The sequence below is a fragment of the Halobellus litoreus genome (genome assembly GCF_024464595.1).
GTDB classification, from domain to species: domain Archaea; phylum Halobacteriota; class Halobacteria; order Halobacteriales; family Haloferacaceae; genus Haloquadratum; species Haloquadratum litoreum.
Genome location: NZ_JANHAW010000002.1, coordinates 452,630 through 469,068, shown reverse-complemented (window position 1 = coordinate 469,068; position 16,439 = coordinate 452,630). Strand labels below are relative to the sequence as shown.

The following is a 16,439-nucleotide window of genomic DNA, read 5'->3' as shown; positions in this document are numbered from 1 at the left end:
GCGACAGTTTTATACGGCGTCCGCCGGCCTGTCATCGGCCGACCCCCGCGTACTCGACGCCGGTCAGATCGGCGATCTCCTCCTTCCAGGTCGTCAGATCGCGGCGCTCGAATCCCGAGAGGCTGTCGTGTCCGCAGGCTCTGGCCATCACCTTCATCAACGAAACCGTCGCCTCGAAGAAGTTCTGCAGGCCCTCGGCGGCGGAATCGATCACGACCCGGTTCCGGAGGTCCTCCCGCTGGGTCGCGATCCCGACTGGGCAGTTGTTCGAGTCGCAGGCCCGCATCCCGAGACAGCCGATCGCCTGCATCGCGGAGTTGGCGACTGCGACGCCGTCGGCGCCGAGCGCCATCGCCTTGATGAAATCCGACTCCGTGCGGAGGCCGCCCGTCGCGATGAGCGTCACGTCGGAGCGACCGCGCGCGTCGAGGTGCCGCCGGGCGCGAGCCAGCGCTGCCATCGTCGGCACGGAGATGTTGTTCTTGAACACGTCCGGCGCCGCACCGGTCCCGCCGCCCCGTCCGTCCAGGATGACGTAGTCCGCGCCGGCGTCGAGCGCGAAGTCGATGTCGTCCTCGACGTGCTGGGCGGAGAGCTTGAACCCGACGGGGATCCCGCCGCCGACCTCGCGGACGCGGTCGGCCATCGCGGCGAAGTCTTCGGGCGTTCGCAGGTCGTCGAACCGCGAGGGACTCACCGCGTCCGTCCCGGGTTCGAGGTCGCGGACCTCCGCGATACGACCCTGCACCTTCTCGCCCGGGAGGTGGCCGCCGGTCCCGGTCTTCGCCCCCTGGCCGGCCTTGAAGTGGAACGCCTGCACACGTTCGACGAGGTCGAGGTCCCAGCCGAACTTCCCGGTCGCGTACTCGTAGAAGTACCGCGAGTTGGCCGCCTGCTCCTCGGGAAGCATCCCACCCTCGCCGGAGCAGACGCCGGTCCCCGCCCGTTCGGCCCCCTTCGAGATTGCGATCTTGGCCTCCTCGCTGAGCGCACCGAAGCTCATATCGCTGACGAAGATCGGGATGTCGAGTTCCAGCGGGTTCTCGGCGCTCGGTCCGATCACCAGTTCCGTGTCGACGGGCGCCTCGTCGTCGAGCGGGGTGCGGGCGAGCTGCGCCGTCAGTATCTGCAGGTCGTCCCAGCTGGGCAGTTCGGATCGTGGGACGCCCATCGCCGAGACGCTCCCGTGCTCACCGATTCCCTCCGCGCCCCGCTGGGCGAGCTTCTGGATGTAGTGGGTGTGGGGATCCGCGTCTTCGTCGGGATCGCCGTAGAACTCGGGGTTCGCCGCGCTGTCGGCCGCTTCGGGCTCGTCGTATGGCTGCGGGTTGTCCTCGGCCCACTCGGCGACCTCGCTCCCGTCGACGAACACGACGTCCTCGTCCTCGTCGACCCACGCGGTGAACTTCGCGAGAACCTCCGAGTTGTCGTACTCGCTGATGCCCGTGTCGACGCGGTAGTCCCACCCGTGAACGCCGCAGATGAGGTTGTGCCCGTCGACGCGGCCGTCGCCGAGCAACACCCCGCGGTGGAGACACCGACCGTAGAGGACCGAGACCTCCCCGTCGTACCGGATGACGACGAGGTCGACGCCCTCGACCCGCGCGTGTGTCGGTTCCCGGTCGGCCAGCTCGCTCCACGTCGCGACGCGTCGGGGATCGTCTGCGGCCGGCCGGCTCATCGTCCCCTCCGCGTTGGCGCCCGCCAGCGCTGGTCGGCTACTGCTCGTCGGTTCGCCCGCAGTCGGTCCTGATCGGTATCGGATGGATCGCGTGTCATAATTGTCCTGCGTCAGCGTCGGATCGCACCGGAATGCCGCCGCAGTACGAACGGGTGCGGCGACCGCGTCCCGAGTCGGCGGCGTCCCGGTCACGCGAGACCAACCGCGCCGGACTCATAAAGTAACGCGGCGGCCGTGTAATCCCTTTGCAACACCGGGAGACGGTGCCGTGAGCGACCCTCACACTGGGTCCGAGTCGGTGAGGATCTCGACGAGCGCCGGGCCGTCGTACGCGATCGCCTCTTCCAGCGCGGCTTCGAGGTCGTCTTCGTTCTTGACGCGGACACCGTGACCGCCGCAGTTCTCCGCGAAGGCCGCGAAGTCCGGGTTGACGAGGTCGGTCTGCCAGACGTCCCACCCGCCCGTGCGCTGCTCCTTGCTGATCTTCCCGAGTTCGTCGTCGTTGAGCAAGACGTGCGTGAGGTCCATCTCGTACTTCACCGCCGTCGTGAACTCGCTCAGGTACTGGCCGAACCCGCCGTCGCTGGAGACGGAGACCACGGGCCGACCGGAGAAGCGCGACTCGGGTTCTCGCGTCGCCGCCCACGCGCCCAGCGCCGCCGGGAACGCGAACCCGATCGAGCCGAGGTAACCGGACATCAACACCGCCTGCCCCGCCGGTTCGAAGTACCGACCGAACGCGTAGGTGTTGTTCCCCACGTCGACGGGGATGATGGCGTCGTCGGGGACGACCCGACTCATCGCGTCGAAAACGGTGGCGTAGTTGACGCCTCTCTCGGGCGGTTCCCCCCGGCGCGTCGCCTTCTCCTCGCGCCAGATTTCCCACCGCTCTGCGAGTTCCTCGCGCTGGCTCTCGGCGGCGAGGTCGTCGCCGAGTCGCTCCCGGAGCTCACCGACGGTGACGCCGATCTCGCCCCACACCGGGACGTCGACGCTGTGAAACTTCCCGAGCGTCATCGCGTCGTAGTCGACGTGGATGATCGGCTTGTACTCCGCGATGCCGGTGTGATTCGAGAAGCTCGCGCCGAAGACCGCCAATAGGTCCGACTCGTTCATGAAGTGACTCGCGATCGGCGTCCCGCTCCGCCCGAGGACCCCGGCGGCGAGGGGGTGGGAATCTGGAACCTGGCCCTTCGCCTTGAACGTCGTCAGTATCGGACAGTCGAACCGCTCGGCGAGTTCGACGATCCCGTCCATCTCGAAGCGGGCCCCGTGCCCCACGACGATGACCGGCCGCTCTGCGGTCTCCAGCAGTTCGACCGCGTCCGAGAGGGCGTCTTCGGGGGGACTGATGTCCCGGTCGGTGATCCGCCCCTCTGGGTCGCCGGCGTCGACGCCCGCCGCCGGTTGCGTCTGGATCTCGTCGGGGAAGATCAGGTGGGAGACGCCCCGTTCGAGGATCGCCGTCTTCGCCGCCCGCGTCGCGAGTTCGGCGTGTCGGCTGTCCGGCAGGACGGTCGCCTCGAACTCGGCCACGTCGCCGTAGGCGGCCTCGAGGTCGACTTCCTGGAAGTTCCCGGTACCGAGCACCTGCGAGTCCACCTGGCCGGTGAGCGCGATCGTCGGCGATCGGTCGACGTTCGCGTCCCACAGCCCCGTGAGCATATTCGTCGCGCCGGGGCCGGCGATGGAGAAACAGGCGGCGGGGCGACCGGTGAGTTTCCCGTAGGCGGACGCGGCGAACGCTCCCGCCCCCTCGTGACGGACGCCGTAGTACGAGAGGGTCCCCCGGTCGGCCTCTCGACGCAGCGCGTCGGCGAGGCCGAGGTTCGAGTGCCCGACGATGCCCCAGACGTGTCTGACGCCCCAGTTGACGAGCGTCTCGGCGATCACGTCCGAAACCGTTCGCTCGTGGGGGTCTTCTTGCGGGAATCCGACGTAGATGCCGTCCTCCCGCTCCTCGACCGGGTACGTCCCGACGCGGTCGTCGTGCGGGCCGGGCGTCTCCCCCGTGAGCGGGTCGAAGTCCCAGCCGTGCCAGGGACAGCGGAGACACCCGGCCTCGATCGATCCCTCTCCCAGCGGGCCCCCCTGGTGCGGGCAGTCGTTGTCGAGCGCGGCGTACTCGCCGTCGTAGTGGGTCACCGCGACGGTCTCCCCGCCGCAGCTGACCGCTTTCACTCGGCCTTCCGGCAGCTCGTCAGGGGAGAGCGCCTTGTACCAGCTGACGGTCGCGTCCGATCCGTTCTCCGAGGTCTCTGAACCCATATGCCCGCTCGATTCGTGCCGACGCACCTAATTGTGCGGTAACCGCTTGGTTACCCCGTGAGCGGTGTTACCCGCGTGCCGGATCGACACCCCGACTCCCCCGGCACCACGGTTACGTCCCGGTCACTTCGTTACCCCGTGGTTGCCGCGAAATTATATGCGTCAGGGACCACATCCCGATGGGATCGGCAACCGGCGTCACCTCCCCCCAGACCGCCGAAGCCGATTCCGACCCCGTCTCCGTCTCTCCGGGCAACAAAGTATATCTAATTAGCCGGTGAAGTCGCGCATCCCAGACTGCCGATGATCCACGGAAACGGACCCCAAAATGCCACGAGATAACGATCGCTCCGGGTCGGCAACGCCCTCCGCCGATCGGTCGAACACCGCTCTCGGGGAGCGATACCGGAAGCTCTTCCGGCACAGTAACGATGCGATTATGATCGTCGATTTCGCCGCCGAGGAGATCGTGGAAGTCAATCCCGCGTCGTGTGAGTTGCTGGGATACGCCGAGGAGACGCTTCTGGGGATGGATCCCGCGGCCATCCATCCGGACGACATCGACCGCGTCCGTGACCAGTTCATCTCGGAGGTCAGAGAGTCCGGGTCGGGGTGGACGGACGACCTGTCGTGTCTCACCAGGGACGGCGAGCGGGTCCCCACCGAGATCTCGGGCGCGGTGCTCGACGACGGGGGGTCGCCGACGCGGATGGTCGCCATCCTTCGGGACGTCTCCGAGCGAGTGGAACACCGGCGGCAACTCGAAGAGAAGATCGACAGACTCGAACAGTTCGCGCAGGTGCTCTCACACGACCTCCGGAACCCGATCTCTGTCGTCGACGGCCACCTCGACCTCGCACGCGAAACGGGTGATCCGAAGCACTTCGAGGCGGCGCAGGACGCCGTCGATCGGATGGACGAACTCGTCGACGAACTACTGGCGTTGGTGCGGGAGGGCGACGCTGTCGGCGCACAGGAGCCGGTCGCGCTGGAGGACGTGAGCCGTCGCGCGTGGCGGTCCGTCTCGGCCGGGGAGGCGACGCTTCACTGTGAGACGACGCTCACCTTCTCGGCGGACCCGTCCCGCCTGCAGGAGTTGCTGGAGAACCTCTTTCGGAACGCGGTCCAGCACTGCGAGTCCGGCGTGAATCTCACCGTCGAACCCATCGAATCGCCGGACGCGGTCGGATTCTACGTCGCCGACGACGGTCCGGGTATCGGGACCGAGCAGACCGAGCGACTGTTCGAGTGGGGATACACCTCCGAGGAGAGCGGTACCGGGTTCGGACTGGCGATCGTCGAACAGATCGCCGACGGCCACGGGTGGGACGTCGCCGTCACCGACAGCGACGACGGCGGGACGCGATTCGAGTTCACCGGCCTGACGGTGTCGTCGGAAACCACCTGACACTGCCGGAGAGAACTATTGTAGCCACGGACTTCTGTCTGACCGTATGCGCACGATCGATCGGCGTCGATCGGTGTCCGATCCGGTCAGAGAGTCGTCGGAGGCAACGACGTCGCAGGTCACGACACGGTGAGCGAAAACAGGACGAGGTTGTGAACGGCGGGAGCCAACCCGACGCCGCCGGCGACGACGAGTATCGCGGCCTCTTCGCGCCCGGACTCGGCCGATCCAGCGAGTATCGAGACCGCCGCGAGGGCCACGGCGATTTTTACGACGAGGAACACGGCGATCCCCGAGTGGGCGAGCGCCGCCGTGTCACCGATCGCGATGATCGACGCGGCGATCGGATTCCGTTCGACGGTCCCGAGTGCCGCCAATCCGACGCCGGTCGTGGCCGCGTCGAGCACGTGTGCGAAGAGGACGCCGCTCCCGAGTCCCACCCAGACGGCGTCCGAGTCTCTCCACCGGTAGATCCCCCACACGACTGCGGTCGCTCCGAGCGCGAATGCGACCGCGACGCCGTTCCACAGCAGGACCTCGCTGCCGCGAGAGAACAGGTCGAGCGCGAGGGCGAGCGCACCGATCGCGAGGAGCGCGACCCCGCCCACGATCGTGACGGGGGCCTGTGCCCCCGGTCGAACTCGCTCGACGGTGAACCACAGAAGTACCACGACGGAACCGACTGTGAGATACGCCGCCGGCGACCGAAACAGCAGGTCGAGAAGCCTCGGCAGGGCGACCGCCTGCTGGGTCGCGTACGCCGCCCCGACGACGCCGAACCAGGGGAACGTCGAGGCGACCATCGCGGGCGTCACTCCGATCTCCCAGCGTCGCAGCGACTGCCGGACCGCGGCTGGAATCACCCGTAGGTGCGTTCGAGATACGCCACGATGTCGTCGCTCTCTGCCATCCCGTCGACGCCGTTCTCCGTGTCGACGAGAACCGGCACCCCCGACTGCCCGCTCACTTCCTTCACCTCCGATCGGAGGAACCGGAACGAGGGCACGTCGTGTCGCTCGTAATCGAGTCCGAGCTCGTCGAGCTTCCGTTCGACTTTCTCGCAGTACGGACACCCCCGAAGCCGGTATAGTTCGAGCATTCTCTGGTCGTGTGAAGTACCTCCGTCGTATTGAATTCCCGCTAACGCCGCGGTAACCGCCACTCGCCGCTACGCACCGACGGTCACTCTCCCGGGGCGAGTCCGTACGGCTCCCCGCGCAGGTGGCTCTCGACGAGCAGGACGTACATCGCCTGACTCCACTGGAGGTTCGAGTTCCAGCTCACGGTGCCGTCGGCGTCGACCCGCTCGGGGAGGAGCCCCGCCGAGGTCGTCCACTCGCCGGCGTGCTCTGTGACGTAGTCGGCCACCGCGTCCGGATCGACGCCGGACTGCCACCGGACGACGTCGACGTACGCCTCGCAGAGCGGCCATCCGCCGTCCTCCGCTGTCCCGCTGGGCGTGTACACGTCTCCGGGGTATCGCCCGACGCAGGGGGTGTCGTCCGCCCGCCAGGCCGGGTCGTCGGCGAGTTCGACGGTCGAGACGAGCCCCTCGTCATCGGCGTCGAGGACGTTCCACGGCCAGTAGGCCATAAACGCCGCGGCGTCCGGTCGCTGGTCCGGCGCGGGCTCGCCGTACTCGGGATCGGCCGCGGTGACGTAGTGGTCGCCGTACGGCGTGTTCGTCCGGAAGCAGTAGGTTTCGAAGTTGTCCGCCCAGTCGGCGGCGCACTCCCGGCACTCGGCCGCGAACTCCTCGTCGCCGGTCTCCTCGGCCATCTCGGCCATACAGCGGAGTCCGGCGATCGCCGAGGCGCTCCCCTCCGTCGAGTGGCCCCACACCTCCTCCCAGGGGTCCTGGTGCTTCCGGGGGAACCCGTCGCCGTTGTCCCACTCCAGGAGGAACGTCGCCGCCCGCTCGCTCATCTCGTAGTGTTCTTCGAGCGCGTCGTCGTCGCCCGTCTCCCGCCAGAGGAGCCAGTGGGCGTAGATCGGTCCCCCGACCTGGTCCAACTGGAGGGCCCGCCAGTGCGGTTCGCCTGTCGTGTAGTAGTTCTGCCACCACGTCCCGCGGCGGTCGATGCCGCGGTCGTCGTGCGTCTCCTCGTCTCCGTCGGTGATCTGGACGCGGTCGAGCCACTCCAGAGCCTGTCGAGCCTCGTCGAACGCCCCGGCGGCGGCCAGCGCCTGCACGATGATGACTTGATCGCGGGGCCAGATGAACTTGTACGTCATATCGGTCGGCTTGAACGCGCCCGCGATCATCGCTTCGCAGTGGTCCTCGGCGCACTTCAGACTGGTCAGCGAGCGCTCGTACAGGTCGTCGACGACCGCCTCGCCGGTCGGCTCCCCTCGCACATTCCGGTGCCAGTCCCGCCACGCGCGATCGAACGCCTCGCGTTCGGACTCGTACCCCGCATCCAACGCGTTGCGGGCGTGTTCTATCGCCTTCTCCTCGCTTTCGGTCGCGAAGCCGACCGCCGTCAGCCACTCGACGGACTCCTCGTCGTCGACGAACAGGCCGAACCCGGCGTCGAGGTTTCCGCTTCCGCTCTCCGTCTCGTCGATCCAACCGTCGTTCTCCCCGTAGATGTCCGCCCAGGCGCTGCGCTCGGGGCCGGACTGACGGCCGCTGTGTCCGACTCGGTGCCCGTCGAACCGCCGCGACCCGTCGTACGCCTGTGCGAACGCCACGTGGCGGTTACCGTCGGTCGCGGTCAGAACGTCGCAGTCCTCGGCGTGGACGACGTGGGCGGCCTGTACCGCGTTCGGGTCCTCGTGACTGTGGCCCTTGATACCGAGATTGAACACGGTGAAGAGCGTGCGTTCGTGGGCGGAGTCGAAGCTCGCGCGGTTGCGAACGAGCAGCGAACACTGGTTCGAACTCGCGACGATGTGCTGTTCGAGGCTCCCGCTCGTCCCGTCGCCGAACTCGAACTCGTTGCGGAGCCGCAGTTCGGGGACGGCCGCCGACGCCCATTCGAGGCTGCTTTCGACCGCGTCGTTGCGGATGTCGTGCGTCTCCCGGAGGTCGGCGTCCCAGACCATCGAATGAAGGTCGTAGAACAGCTCGACGTCGGACCGAAACGCCGAGGTCTCCTCGACGATAGCGCCGCGATACGGGTACCGGGGGTTGTCCGCGTAGCGGTTCGCCGTCACGAGAACGTGCTGGCTCTGTCCCGCCGGCGTGCTCGTGATCGCGTCTTTGTCGCTGGGGACGGTGAAATCGGCTTCGGGTTCGACCATCCAAGAATTATCATTCAGTGACATAATGAAGGTGCCGGGTGCGTGTGACCGTCTCGCACCTTCGGGGCGATAGCGGCACCCCAATGGGCCCGTCGAACACCTCACCTCCGATCGGCGACCGGGCCGCGCCGTGGCGTCAGGGTTCCGGTCGGGGTTCCGTGTGCCGGACGGGTCGCCCAGCACCTGAGTCCAACCTCCGTCGCATCGGACCTCCCGAGACGGGCGACAAGCCGCGCCCCGCCTCTCGAATCCCGTACCGATGACGCCCGACTGACCGGACCGTCGGTCCCGACGAGCGACCCGTCAGTCCGAAGCTCGTTGGGACAGCAGTCACTTGCGGCCGCCTGCTAACTTCGAGGCGTCGGGAAGGCCCCTGAGGCGGAGCATCGAGAGCGTCCCGATCGCGGGGCCGATCGCCAGGGGAGCGAACGCCCACCGCCAGCCGACGGCGTCGACGACTACCGGGATCAGTTGGATGGATATCGTGGTGAGCAGAAACCCGATCGCGGTCTGCAGCGTGAGCGCCGTCCCGACGTAGGACTCCTCCGCCAGTTCCGACACCGCCGCGGAGAACTGCGCCGAGTCGGCGACGATGGCGACCCCCCAGATCAGCACGAACGGGGCAAGGAGATACAGCGAGGAGCCGAACAGCAGCCCCGCGGCGACGCAGGCGACGCCGCTGATACCCATACTCACGATGGTCACGGTCGTTCGTCCGAACCGATCGGCGGCCACCCCCGCGGACACGGCACCGACGCCGCCGACTGCGATGGCACTGAACGCCAACAGTGACGCCACTCCGGAGGACGCACCGCTCCCGCCGTTGGCGGCGATGCTCGCGACGAGATACGCGGGGATCCACGTCCAGACCGCATAGAGCTCCCACATATGCCCGAAGTACCCCCCGTTCGCGAGCATCGTTCCGCGGTCCCGCAGCATCCGGCCGATCGCACCGGGATCGAACGGTGCGGTCGGTGCCTGATACGGTCCCGGTTCCACCAACAGCGCCAACAATCCACCCACTGTCGCCAACAGGGCAGCGCCGTACAGGACGACTCTCGGACTGCCGACGCCGCCGAGCGCCCGGAGGAGGTGCGGGAGCGCCGATCCGACGGTCAGTGCCCCCACTAACACGCCGATCGCGAACCCACGTCCGTCTCTGAACCAGCCGGTCAGTATCTTCATTCCCGGGGGGTAGACGCCGGCGAGCGTCACCCCCGTCAGGAACCGCAGTACGATGGCCGGCATCGCCGTGTCGACGAATCCCGCGATCGCCGCCGTGCAGGCCGCACCGCCGACGGCCGAACCCGCGAAGAGGTACCGAGGCGGCACCACGTCAGACAACGTCAGAACCGACGAGACGAGCGCACCCGCGACGAATCCCAACTGCACGGCGATCGTGAGCCAGGCCGTCTCGGCGGCCGTCAGCCCCCACTCGCCGGCCAACTCGGGAGCGGCGGCCGTCGCGCTGAACCAGAGCGACATCGCCAGTAGTTCGGCCGCTGCGATCACCGCCAGCACCCGACGTTTCCGCGACTCCATTCTGGGTGTCCTCCCCGATGGCGAGGAGTGACAAAAACTGTCGGTAACCGCCGGGTAGCCGAGTTACAGTTCGACAGCCGACGCCGAGTCGACGTCGAATCGAGTGACCTCGGGTTCGCCCGCCAGCAGGTCCGGAAGCTCCGCTCCGAGCCGCTCGACGTGTTCGGACTCTCCGTGAGCGGCGAAGGCCGCGTCGTCCTCGTAGCGCTCGAAGAACTGGAACCGGTTCTCGTCGTCGATGCCCGCCGCGACGCGGTACTCGAGTACCCCGTCTTCGGCCCGTGACGCTTCGGCGACCGCTCCGAACAGCTCTATCGCTTCCTCGCGTTTCTGGGGATCGATCGGAAAGACCGCATCAAGAACGATCATACCTACGCGATACGGTCGCGATTGGTATATACGCGCCCCAGCGATGCGTGACGAACGCCCGAGTGCGATAGTACTATGGTATCGTATCTCACGACTCTCCGCACTCGAGACCGTCCGGATCCGATTCGAGCATCGAGTCGCCGTTCGCGGACGTCGGCGCCGAGCGCACGACTCGGAGAAGGGTCGCGGTTCCCCGTCGACCCCACACCGCGCAGCAAGACCCGCCGACCGTCGATCGACGAGAGGCTCACTCCTCGTGGACGATTCCCGGGTCCTCGACGGCGGGGGCCCCGACGACCAACCAGACGTGTTCGCGGTCGGTGTCGTTGAACGTCTTTCGAGGCGTTTCCGGCGAGATCCTAACCGCAGTCCCCTCCGGTATCGTGTGCGTCTCGCCGGCGATCCGCATTCGGCCCGGTCCCGAGAGCACGTAGTAGAACTCCTCTTGCTCCTCGTGGGAATGATACCGCTTGCGGTCGTGTCCCGGCTCGACGAACCACATTCTGGGTCGCATCTTCTCGCACCCTAGGGCCTCACCCAGGTCGATATTCCGCGTCCCGGACTTCTCCGAGAGCTCCAGTTCAGCCGCCTCGACCTCGATCATCTCGTACTGGTCAGCCATCGGTGCCTCGTCTACTGGGAACGCAATAAAACCCGGAGGCGGGTCCGTGTGACCGACCGACGACAGGGCGGCGGATCGGCGAGTACTCGGAGTCGACCGATCGCGACAGCTACGGAACCACCACCAGAGTCCCGGTCACGACCGCGACGACGACGAGGTAGAACGCGGTCCCGAACACCGCACTCGTCAGGACGACCGCGTCGGGATCACGCCGTGGCAGGGTGTGCCGAACGACCGGGATCTCGGCGAGTTCCGGTCTCGTCAGGAGGTGGTTCATCGCGATCCCGAACAGTCCGATCACCAAGGGACCGAAGACGACGCTGTTGGCGAACCGGAACAGCCGCTCCGTCGTGGCGTCCCCGAGCGAAAACGTCGCGACCGGGCCGAGGATCGTCGACGGGTGCGGCACCCCGGTCAGTGTCGCACCGTAGTTCGCGTACAGGAAGACGAGTCCACCGAGGACGAGGGCGACGAGCTTGACGCCTTCCGCTCTACGGTCGGGAAGCGCACGCGGAAGGACGAACACGCCGAACACGAACACCGCGTTCATCCCGATCCAGGGTCCGAAGTTCTGTAGCGCCAGGGGAAGCCCCGTCGCGAGGATGCCCATACTGACCCAGTCGAGGCTGAGAAGTTGCGTGTTCGGGCACGACCCGTCCAGGACTTGCGCCCGGTGAACCGGGTGAAGCAGGTGGACGACGGCCCTCGCGATCAGGAACGTCGGTACGAGGAGAACGTACGCGAGCAATCGCACCTGCAGTCCGGCCGGGGTGGCCACTGCACCGATAGCGACGGCGGTCGAGAAATCGAGGAGCCCGTTGACGAACCAGAAGGTCAGAAGCGACGGCGCGAACAGGCACCCGCTCAGGATCGCGGCGGCGTGCCCCGTCGAGTAGGAAAACTCCTGTGAGAGCAGGTCGGCGAACGCGCCCCGAAGGTTCGCTCCGAGTTCGAGGACGCTATGGAGCCGGCCAGAGGGCGTCTCCGGGCTCATCTCTCTGGCGGGTCACCCGATCTAGCGGCTGGGACTTTCGACATCGTGTTCGTACGATGTCGCTGCAACCGCTAAAATCCTCAAGTGAGCGAGCGGTCACCTCCTCAGTGGGTTCTGTCCGAAGGCCCAGCCACTCTCGTCCGAGCGCCGCCCTCGACGTGGGTGCACCTCTCGACAGTCATTCGACGAGTCGCGCCAAGGCCTCCTTGTTCTGCACCCCCACCAGTCGGTCTACGACGTCGCCGTCGTCGAGAACGAGAAACGTCGGTATCGACTGCACGCCGTACTGATGGGCCACCTGCGGAAGCGTCTCGGTGTCGATTTTGACGACCGCCGCGTCGCACTCCGCTGCGAGTTCCTCCACCGTTTCGGCCATCAACTGACAGGGACCGCACCAGTCCGCGTAGAAGTCCACGAGGACCTGCCGTTCTTCGCGGATCAGTCGGTCGAAGGCCTCTTCCTCTGTGATCTCCTCGGCCGCTGCCGCCGACTGCTCCGCCGACCGCGTAGAATTCGTCTCCATCATCGATAGTAGCGGTTCTACCCTGTTAATCGTTAGCGAACCGCTCGGTAACCGGGTAACGTTCGCGTCACTTCGGTCCGTAAGGTCGGCGGATCCGTCGTCGATTTCGCGTACTGTTCTTACGGACCAGATAATATATAGTTAGGTTCTAAAACGAGATTGAGAGCACCAAGGACCCTGATTTATCCTTTTTAGCCGCTAAAACACGATTATACGATCGGTTCTGAGGATACAAAATCTATATAGTTTTTCCGGATCGGGCATCGTACTCAGACTTCGCCGAGTGTTTCCAGCGCGTGCTGCCGATAGCTATCGTTGACCTTCTGCTCGTACTCCAGCGGAGCGTCGTAGTCGAGTTGGCCTCGGTCCATCAGGAACGATTCGATGTCTGCGAGTGACTCCCGATCGATTTCCAGATTCGGATCGATGTACGGCTTCCCGGCGGACTCGATCAGGTCTGTCGGAACGTCCATGTAATCGGCGATCATTTGGAGGTTCTCTTCGGCGGTCCAGCGTCCCTGAATGGCGCGAGCGCCCCGCAGGTATTCAGTCATAAACGCGTCGGCGGCCTCTGGGTTCGATTCCGCCCAGTCCGTGTTGTAACTTGTCGCGGTGAGGAGCGCCCCCGGCAAGATGTTCCCCGCGAGTCGATTCACTTCGATACGTTGGCTCGCGACGGTCGCGAGCGGTTCGGGGATCACGCCGCCGACGATCGATCCGTTCTGCATCGCCGGGATCATATCGGGGAACGGCATCGTCCGCTGATTGACGTCCTCTATCGAGAGCCCCGCCGTCTGGAGTGCCGCATGGTTGGCCCACTGGATCGCCGAGCCCTGCGTGTTCACGCCAATCGTTTCGCCCTTGAGTTCGCTGATCTCCGTGATACCCGACGCCGCGCTCACCAGCAGCGGATCCGGTCCGGCGGCCTCGGGGTCGGGTGGATACGAGTGTAGCGGTGCGACGACCTCGACCGGAAGATCTCGGTTGAGGGAATTGTGCGCGGCGGCCCCGACAGCCGCACCGGCGACGTCCAGGTCCCCCGCAGCGAGGAAACTGAACAGTCTCGAACTCCCCGCGACCGCTTGGTATGTCGGTTCGATCCCGGCTTCCTCGAATCCACCGGCGTAGCTCGGTTTCTGCAACGGCGCGTGGGCCATCGACGGGATGTATCCGATCGTCACCTCCGTGGCCTGTTGCATCGTCGTCGTTCCGCCGCTCGTCGTCCCACCGCCGCCCTCGTCTCCGCTCGATTCGGTGTCGGTCGCAGTCTCGGTCCCGGAATCGTCGGCCCCCCCTGCACATCCCGCCAACAGTGGGGTCGAGACGGCGACCCCGAGTTTGAGAAAGCGACGCCGCCGGATGGTTTCACTGTGACTATCGCTGCTCATAGTACTGTATCCTAATGTTAATCTATGATATATAAAACTTGTGTGCCCGTGGGCGAAGTCGGCGGTCTCGTTCCTCGAGTCCTGCTCTCGAAGCCTCCGACCGCTGGATCACATTTTGTTATTTACAAACCAGACGTTTTTGATCGCTGTCGAACTAGTGGACGAGTGTCGCGGCCGCACGACAACCGTCTGTCGTCTCTCTGGGCCCGCCACTCGGGTAGGAGCGCCGCGTTTTCACGTGGAATAGAGCAGAGGCCATCGTTCGCAATCGGCGCGTACGCACGGCAACGCTCAGTCCTCACATTTGTACGTCTGTTAGTACGTTCGCGTCTCTACCCAATTTTTTGTTAAATACAAACTAGCGACGTACGCCGTCTCGTCGAAGAGACGATTCCCGACGACCACCCTGCAGTGCTGAACTGCTCGCCGGAGTGTCTCCGCCTGAAAATCGCCGGGAACGCCCTCAGTCGCGCGGTTCCACGCGGAACCGTCGACCTCGATGTCCGTCGTTCCGGACCGCGGCGGTCGCGGCAGTTCAGGTATATAAGACCAAGGAAAAAGTATTTTTGAAGGGAACGTGTTGCCGACACGCAGAGGCTCACCAGCTATGACGTCACCACTCGCAGCGATGGACACGCCCCCCTGTTTCGAGGTCGAATCCTCCGACGCGGTCGAACTTTCTCCACCGCCCCTCGAACTCGCAGAATCCCAACGGACGTACGTACAGAGTCTCTCCGAGATGCAAAAGGAGGCGATCGTCTCCAACAGTCGAACGAGTACCGTCTGGCGTCTCGCCAGCGACGAGGGCCCGTATCTCGGAGGGGCGGACGTGGCACCGCCCCCGTTGGCTCACTTTGCCACCGGGATGGTTAGTTCGTATATGCACCGACTCCACGCTCTCGCCGATGAGCGGGGGATCGACATCGACGACGTCGAACTGGTGTTGGACAACCGCTATGGACTCCAAGGCTCGTTGCTCCGCGGGACGATGACCGGAAACGCTCTCAAACCGTCGCTGGATGTCTCGCTCCAGGCCGACGCGGACGAGGGGACGGTCCGCGAACTGGTCGAGGCGGCGATCACGTCGACGCCGGCGCACGGCCTCCTGACGGGCGAGAGGGACAGTGTGTTCTCGCTGTCGCACAACGGGCGAGAGATCGAACCGGACGGCGTCGCCGAACTGGACGGCTCTCCGGATGACGACCCCAAAGCGACGTTCGCGAAGTTGGAGCGGCCACATCACGAACAGGAGGCACCGATCATCCGCCACACGGGTCGGATGACGGAACCCCTCCCGGAGGGGAGCGAGCGGTACACGGAGAAGGACGCGGCCGGCTTCGCCGACGAGCAGGACCGGATCATACACGTCCGTGTCACCTGCACTAAGCGTAGTGACGGGATCAAAGAGGTCCGCCAGGAACTGTTCAGTCCCCGGGGAACCGTCTTCGAATTCGCGTCGGACGAACCGGACGAACACGGGGGCCCAACGCGAGCACCTCCCGCGACTACCTACCTCGCTGCGGGACTCGGCTTCTGCTTTATGACGCAGATCGGTCGGTACGCCGAAGCGATGAACGCAGACCTCTCCGACTACCGGATCTGTCAGGACAGCCACCTCAGCTCCAGCGATCCGGAGACTACGGAATCGGGTGCGGCGAAGCCGATCGAGACCCAGGTCTTCATCGACGCCGACGAACACGAGGACGTCGTCCGAGAAACGCTGGATATGTCGGAACAGACGTGTTTTTTACACTCGGTCTGTCGGACGGACCTGACGCAGGAGTACGGCATCGAACAGCTCTGAGCTTCGCCTCTTGACTGAAGCGGACGGCGATCGGCGAGTGGCGCTCGGCAGTAAAAAGTGAGGGTAATCAGTCTGAAGCGGCGCAACGAGCGTGTCCCTACGGATTTATAATACAGTTACGCATACGGGGAAACGCAATGTCGTTCGAGACTCCAGAGAGCCTCCAGTACTTGGAGACCCACGAGTGGGCGCGAATAGACGAGGGAACGGCCCGTATCGGGATTACCGATTTCGCGCAGGACGAACTCGGTGACGTCGTCTTCGTCGAACTTCCCGAGATCGGATCGACGTTCGAGCAGAACGAGCAGTTCGGCGTGATAGAGAGTATCAAGGCGCTCTCGGAACTGTACGTCCCGGTGGCCGGAACGGTCACGGCCGTCAACGACACTCTCGAATCGAAGCCCGAACTCGTCAACACCGACCCGTACGGTGACGGGTGGATGATCGAACTCGATGTCGGGGAAGCGTCGACCGACGAGCGGGTGCTCTCCGCCGAAGAGTACGCCGACCGGACGTACTGACGCGGTACGAGAGCTGCCGCTGCGGCGACGACTGTCGTTTGTCCCAGCCCGAAACGGCAGCGCGAGAGCCGGG

At 65.5% G+C, this 16,439-nt stretch carries 14 protein-coding genes; 3 read left to right on the top strand and 11 right to left on the bottom strand.

Annotation, left to right across the window (positions count from 1 at the left end; translation table 11 throughout):
• Positions 1 to 31 precede the first annotated feature (31 nt).
• Positions 32 to 1,681 carry a glutamate synthase-related protein gene (locus NO360_RS09835; RefSeq protein ID WP_256307631.1) on the bottom strand — a complete coding sequence of 550 codons (1,650 nt, stop codon included), beginning with the start codon at positions 1,679 to 1,681 and terminating at the stop codon, positions 32 to 34.
• Between the two features lie 279 nt (positions 1,682 to 1,960).
• Positions 1,961 to 3,949 (bottom strand): thiamine pyrophosphate-binding protein, encoded by a 1,989-nt coding sequence (locus tag NO360_RS09830; RefSeq protein WP_256307630.1) that lies wholly within the window; start codon positions 3,947 to 3,949, stop codon positions 1,961 to 1,963.
• Positions 3,950 to 4,277: 328 nt separating this feature from the next.
• Between NO360_RS09830 and NO360_RS09825 the strand changes: the two genes are divergently transcribed.
• The gene (locus tag NO360_RS09825) at positions 4,278 to 5,357 is read left to right on the top strand and encodes a two-component system sensor histidine kinase NtrB (protein ID WP_256307629.1); all 1,080 of its coding nucleotides are present in this window, start codon (positions 4,278 to 4,280) and stop codon (positions 5,355 to 5,357) included.
• A 119-nt stretch (positions 5,358 to 5,476) separates the two neighbouring features.
• On the opposite strand, the gene NO360_RS09820 is transcribed toward NO360_RS09825, so the two are convergent.
• From NO360_RS09820 to NO360_RS09780, 9 genes are all read right to left on the bottom strand, one after another.
• Positions 5,477 to 6,220, bottom strand: a complete 744-nt coding sequence (locus tag NO360_RS09820; protein ID WP_256307628.1) for a DUF63 family protein — start codon at positions 6,218 to 6,220, stop codon at positions 5,477 to 5,479.
• A complete protein-coding gene (locus tag NO360_RS09815; RefSeq protein WP_103991847.1) occupies positions 6,217 to 6,456 on the bottom strand; it encodes a glutathione S-transferase N-terminal domain-containing protein in 240 nt (79 codons plus the stop codon). Before NO360_RS09815 ends, NO360_RS09820 begins: the two co-directional genes overlap by 4 nt.
• 83 nt (positions 6,457 to 6,539) lie before the next feature.
• A complete protein-coding gene (locus NO360_RS09810) occupies positions 6,540 to 8,603 on the bottom strand; it encodes a glycoside hydrolase family 15 protein (RefSeq protein WP_256307627.1) in 2,064 nt (687 codons plus the stop codon).
• Between the two features lie 330 nt (positions 8,604 to 8,933).
• Complete coding sequence (locus NO360_RS09805) at positions 8,934 to 10,145, bottom strand: MFS transporter (RefSeq protein ID WP_256307626.1); 1,212 nt, start codon at positions 10,143 to 10,145, stop codon at positions 8,934 to 8,936.
• A 63-nt stretch (positions 10,146 to 10,208) separates the two neighbouring features.
• Complete coding sequence (locus tag NO360_RS09800) at positions 10,209 to 10,514, bottom strand: putative quinol monooxygenase (RefSeq protein ID WP_256307625.1); 306 nt, start codon at positions 10,512 to 10,514, stop codon at positions 10,209 to 10,211.
• A 247-nt stretch (positions 10,515 to 10,761) separates the two neighbouring features.
• A complete protein-coding gene (locus NO360_RS09795; RefSeq protein ID WP_256307624.1) occupies positions 10,762 to 11,136 on the bottom strand; it encodes a cupin domain-containing protein in 375 nt (124 codons plus the stop codon).
• 109 nt (positions 11,137 to 11,245) lie between these two features.
• Positions 11,246 to 12,130, bottom strand: a complete 885-nt coding sequence (locus NO360_RS09790; protein ID WP_256307623.1) for a hypothetical protein — start codon at positions 12,128 to 12,130, stop codon at positions 11,246 to 11,248.
• Between the two features lie 178 nt (positions 12,131 to 12,308).
• The gene (gene trxA, locus NO360_RS09785) at positions 12,309 to 12,653 is read right to left on the bottom strand and encodes a thioredoxin (RefSeq protein WP_256307622.1); all 345 of its coding nucleotides are present in this window, start codon (positions 12,651 to 12,653) and stop codon (positions 12,309 to 12,311) included.
• A 269-nt stretch (positions 12,654 to 12,922) separates the two neighbouring features.
• The gene (locus NO360_RS09780) at positions 12,923 to 14,041 is read right to left on the bottom strand and encodes an ABC transporter substrate-binding protein (protein WP_256307621.1); all 1,119 of its coding nucleotides are present in this window, start codon (positions 14,039 to 14,041) and stop codon (positions 12,923 to 12,925) included.
• A 607-nt stretch (positions 14,042 to 14,648) separates the two neighbouring features.
• Here NO360_RS09780 and NO360_RS09775 point away from each other — a divergent pair.
• Both NO360_RS09775 and gcvH read left to right on the top strand, forming a co-directional pair.
• Positions 14,649 to 15,845: an OsmC family protein gene (locus tag NO360_RS09775; protein ID WP_256307620.1), complete on the top strand. Its 1,197-nt coding sequence runs from the start codon at positions 14,649 to 14,651 to the stop codon at positions 15,843 to 15,845.
• Positions 15,846 to 15,982: 137 nt separating this feature from the next.
• Entirely contained in the window at positions 15,983 to 16,366 is a 384-nt protein-coding gene (gcvH, locus tag NO360_RS09770) for a glycine cleavage system protein GcvH (protein WP_256307619.1), read from the top strand.
• Positions 16,367 to 16,439: the final 73 nt, after the last annotated feature.

Bases quoted from the DNA above. Each gene is read 5' to 3' on its own strand.
- NO360_RS09835 (WP_256307631.1), bottom strand. From the start codon at position 1,681: ATGAGCCGGCCGGCCGCAGACGATCCCCGACGCGTCGCGACGTGGAGC.
- NO360_RS09830 (WP_256307630.1), bottom strand. From the start codon at position 3,949: ATGGGTTCAGAGACCTCGGAGAACGGATCGGACGCGACCGTCAGCTGG.
- NO360_RS09825 (WP_256307629.1), top strand. From the start codon at position 4,278: ATGCCACGAGATAACGATCGCTCCGGGTCGGCAACGCCCTCCGCCGAT.
- NO360_RS09815 (WP_103991847.1), bottom strand. From the start codon at position 6,456: ATGCTCGAACTATACCGGCTTCGGGGGTGTCCGTACTGCGAGAAAGTC.
- NO360_RS09810 (WP_256307627.1), bottom strand. From the start codon at position 8,603: ATGGTCGAACCCGAAGCCGATTTCACCGTCCCCAGCGACAAAGACGCG.
- NO360_RS09805 (WP_256307626.1), bottom strand. From the start codon at position 10,145: ATGGAGTCGCGGAAACGTCGGGTGCTGGCGGTGATCGCAGCGGCCGAA.
- NO360_RS09800 (WP_256307625.1), bottom strand. From the start codon at position 10,514: ATGATCGTTCTTGATGCGGTCTTTCCGATCGATCCCCAGAAACGCGAG.
- NO360_RS09795 (WP_256307624.1), bottom strand. From the start codon at position 11,136: ATGGCTGACCAGTACGAGATGATCGAGGTCGAGGCGGCTGAACTGGAG.
- NO360_RS09790 (WP_256307623.1), bottom strand. From the start codon at position 12,130: ATGAGCCCGGAGACGCCCTCTGGCCGGCTCCATAGCGTCCTCGAACTC.
- trxA (WP_256307622.1), bottom strand. From the start codon at position 12,653: ATGGAGACGAATTCTACGCGGTCGGCGGAGCAGTCGGCGGCAGCGGCC.
- NO360_RS09780 (WP_256307621.1), bottom strand. From the start codon at position 14,041: ATGAGCAGCGATAGTCACAGTGAAACCATCCGGCGGCGTCGCTTTCTC.
- NO360_RS09775 (WP_256307620.1), top strand. From the start codon at position 14,649: ATGACGTCACCACTCGCAGCGATGGACACGCCCCCCTGTTTCGAGGTC.
- gcvH (WP_256307619.1), top strand. From the start codon at position 15,983: ATGTCGTTCGAGACTCCAGAGAGCCTCCAGTACTTGGAGACCCACGAG.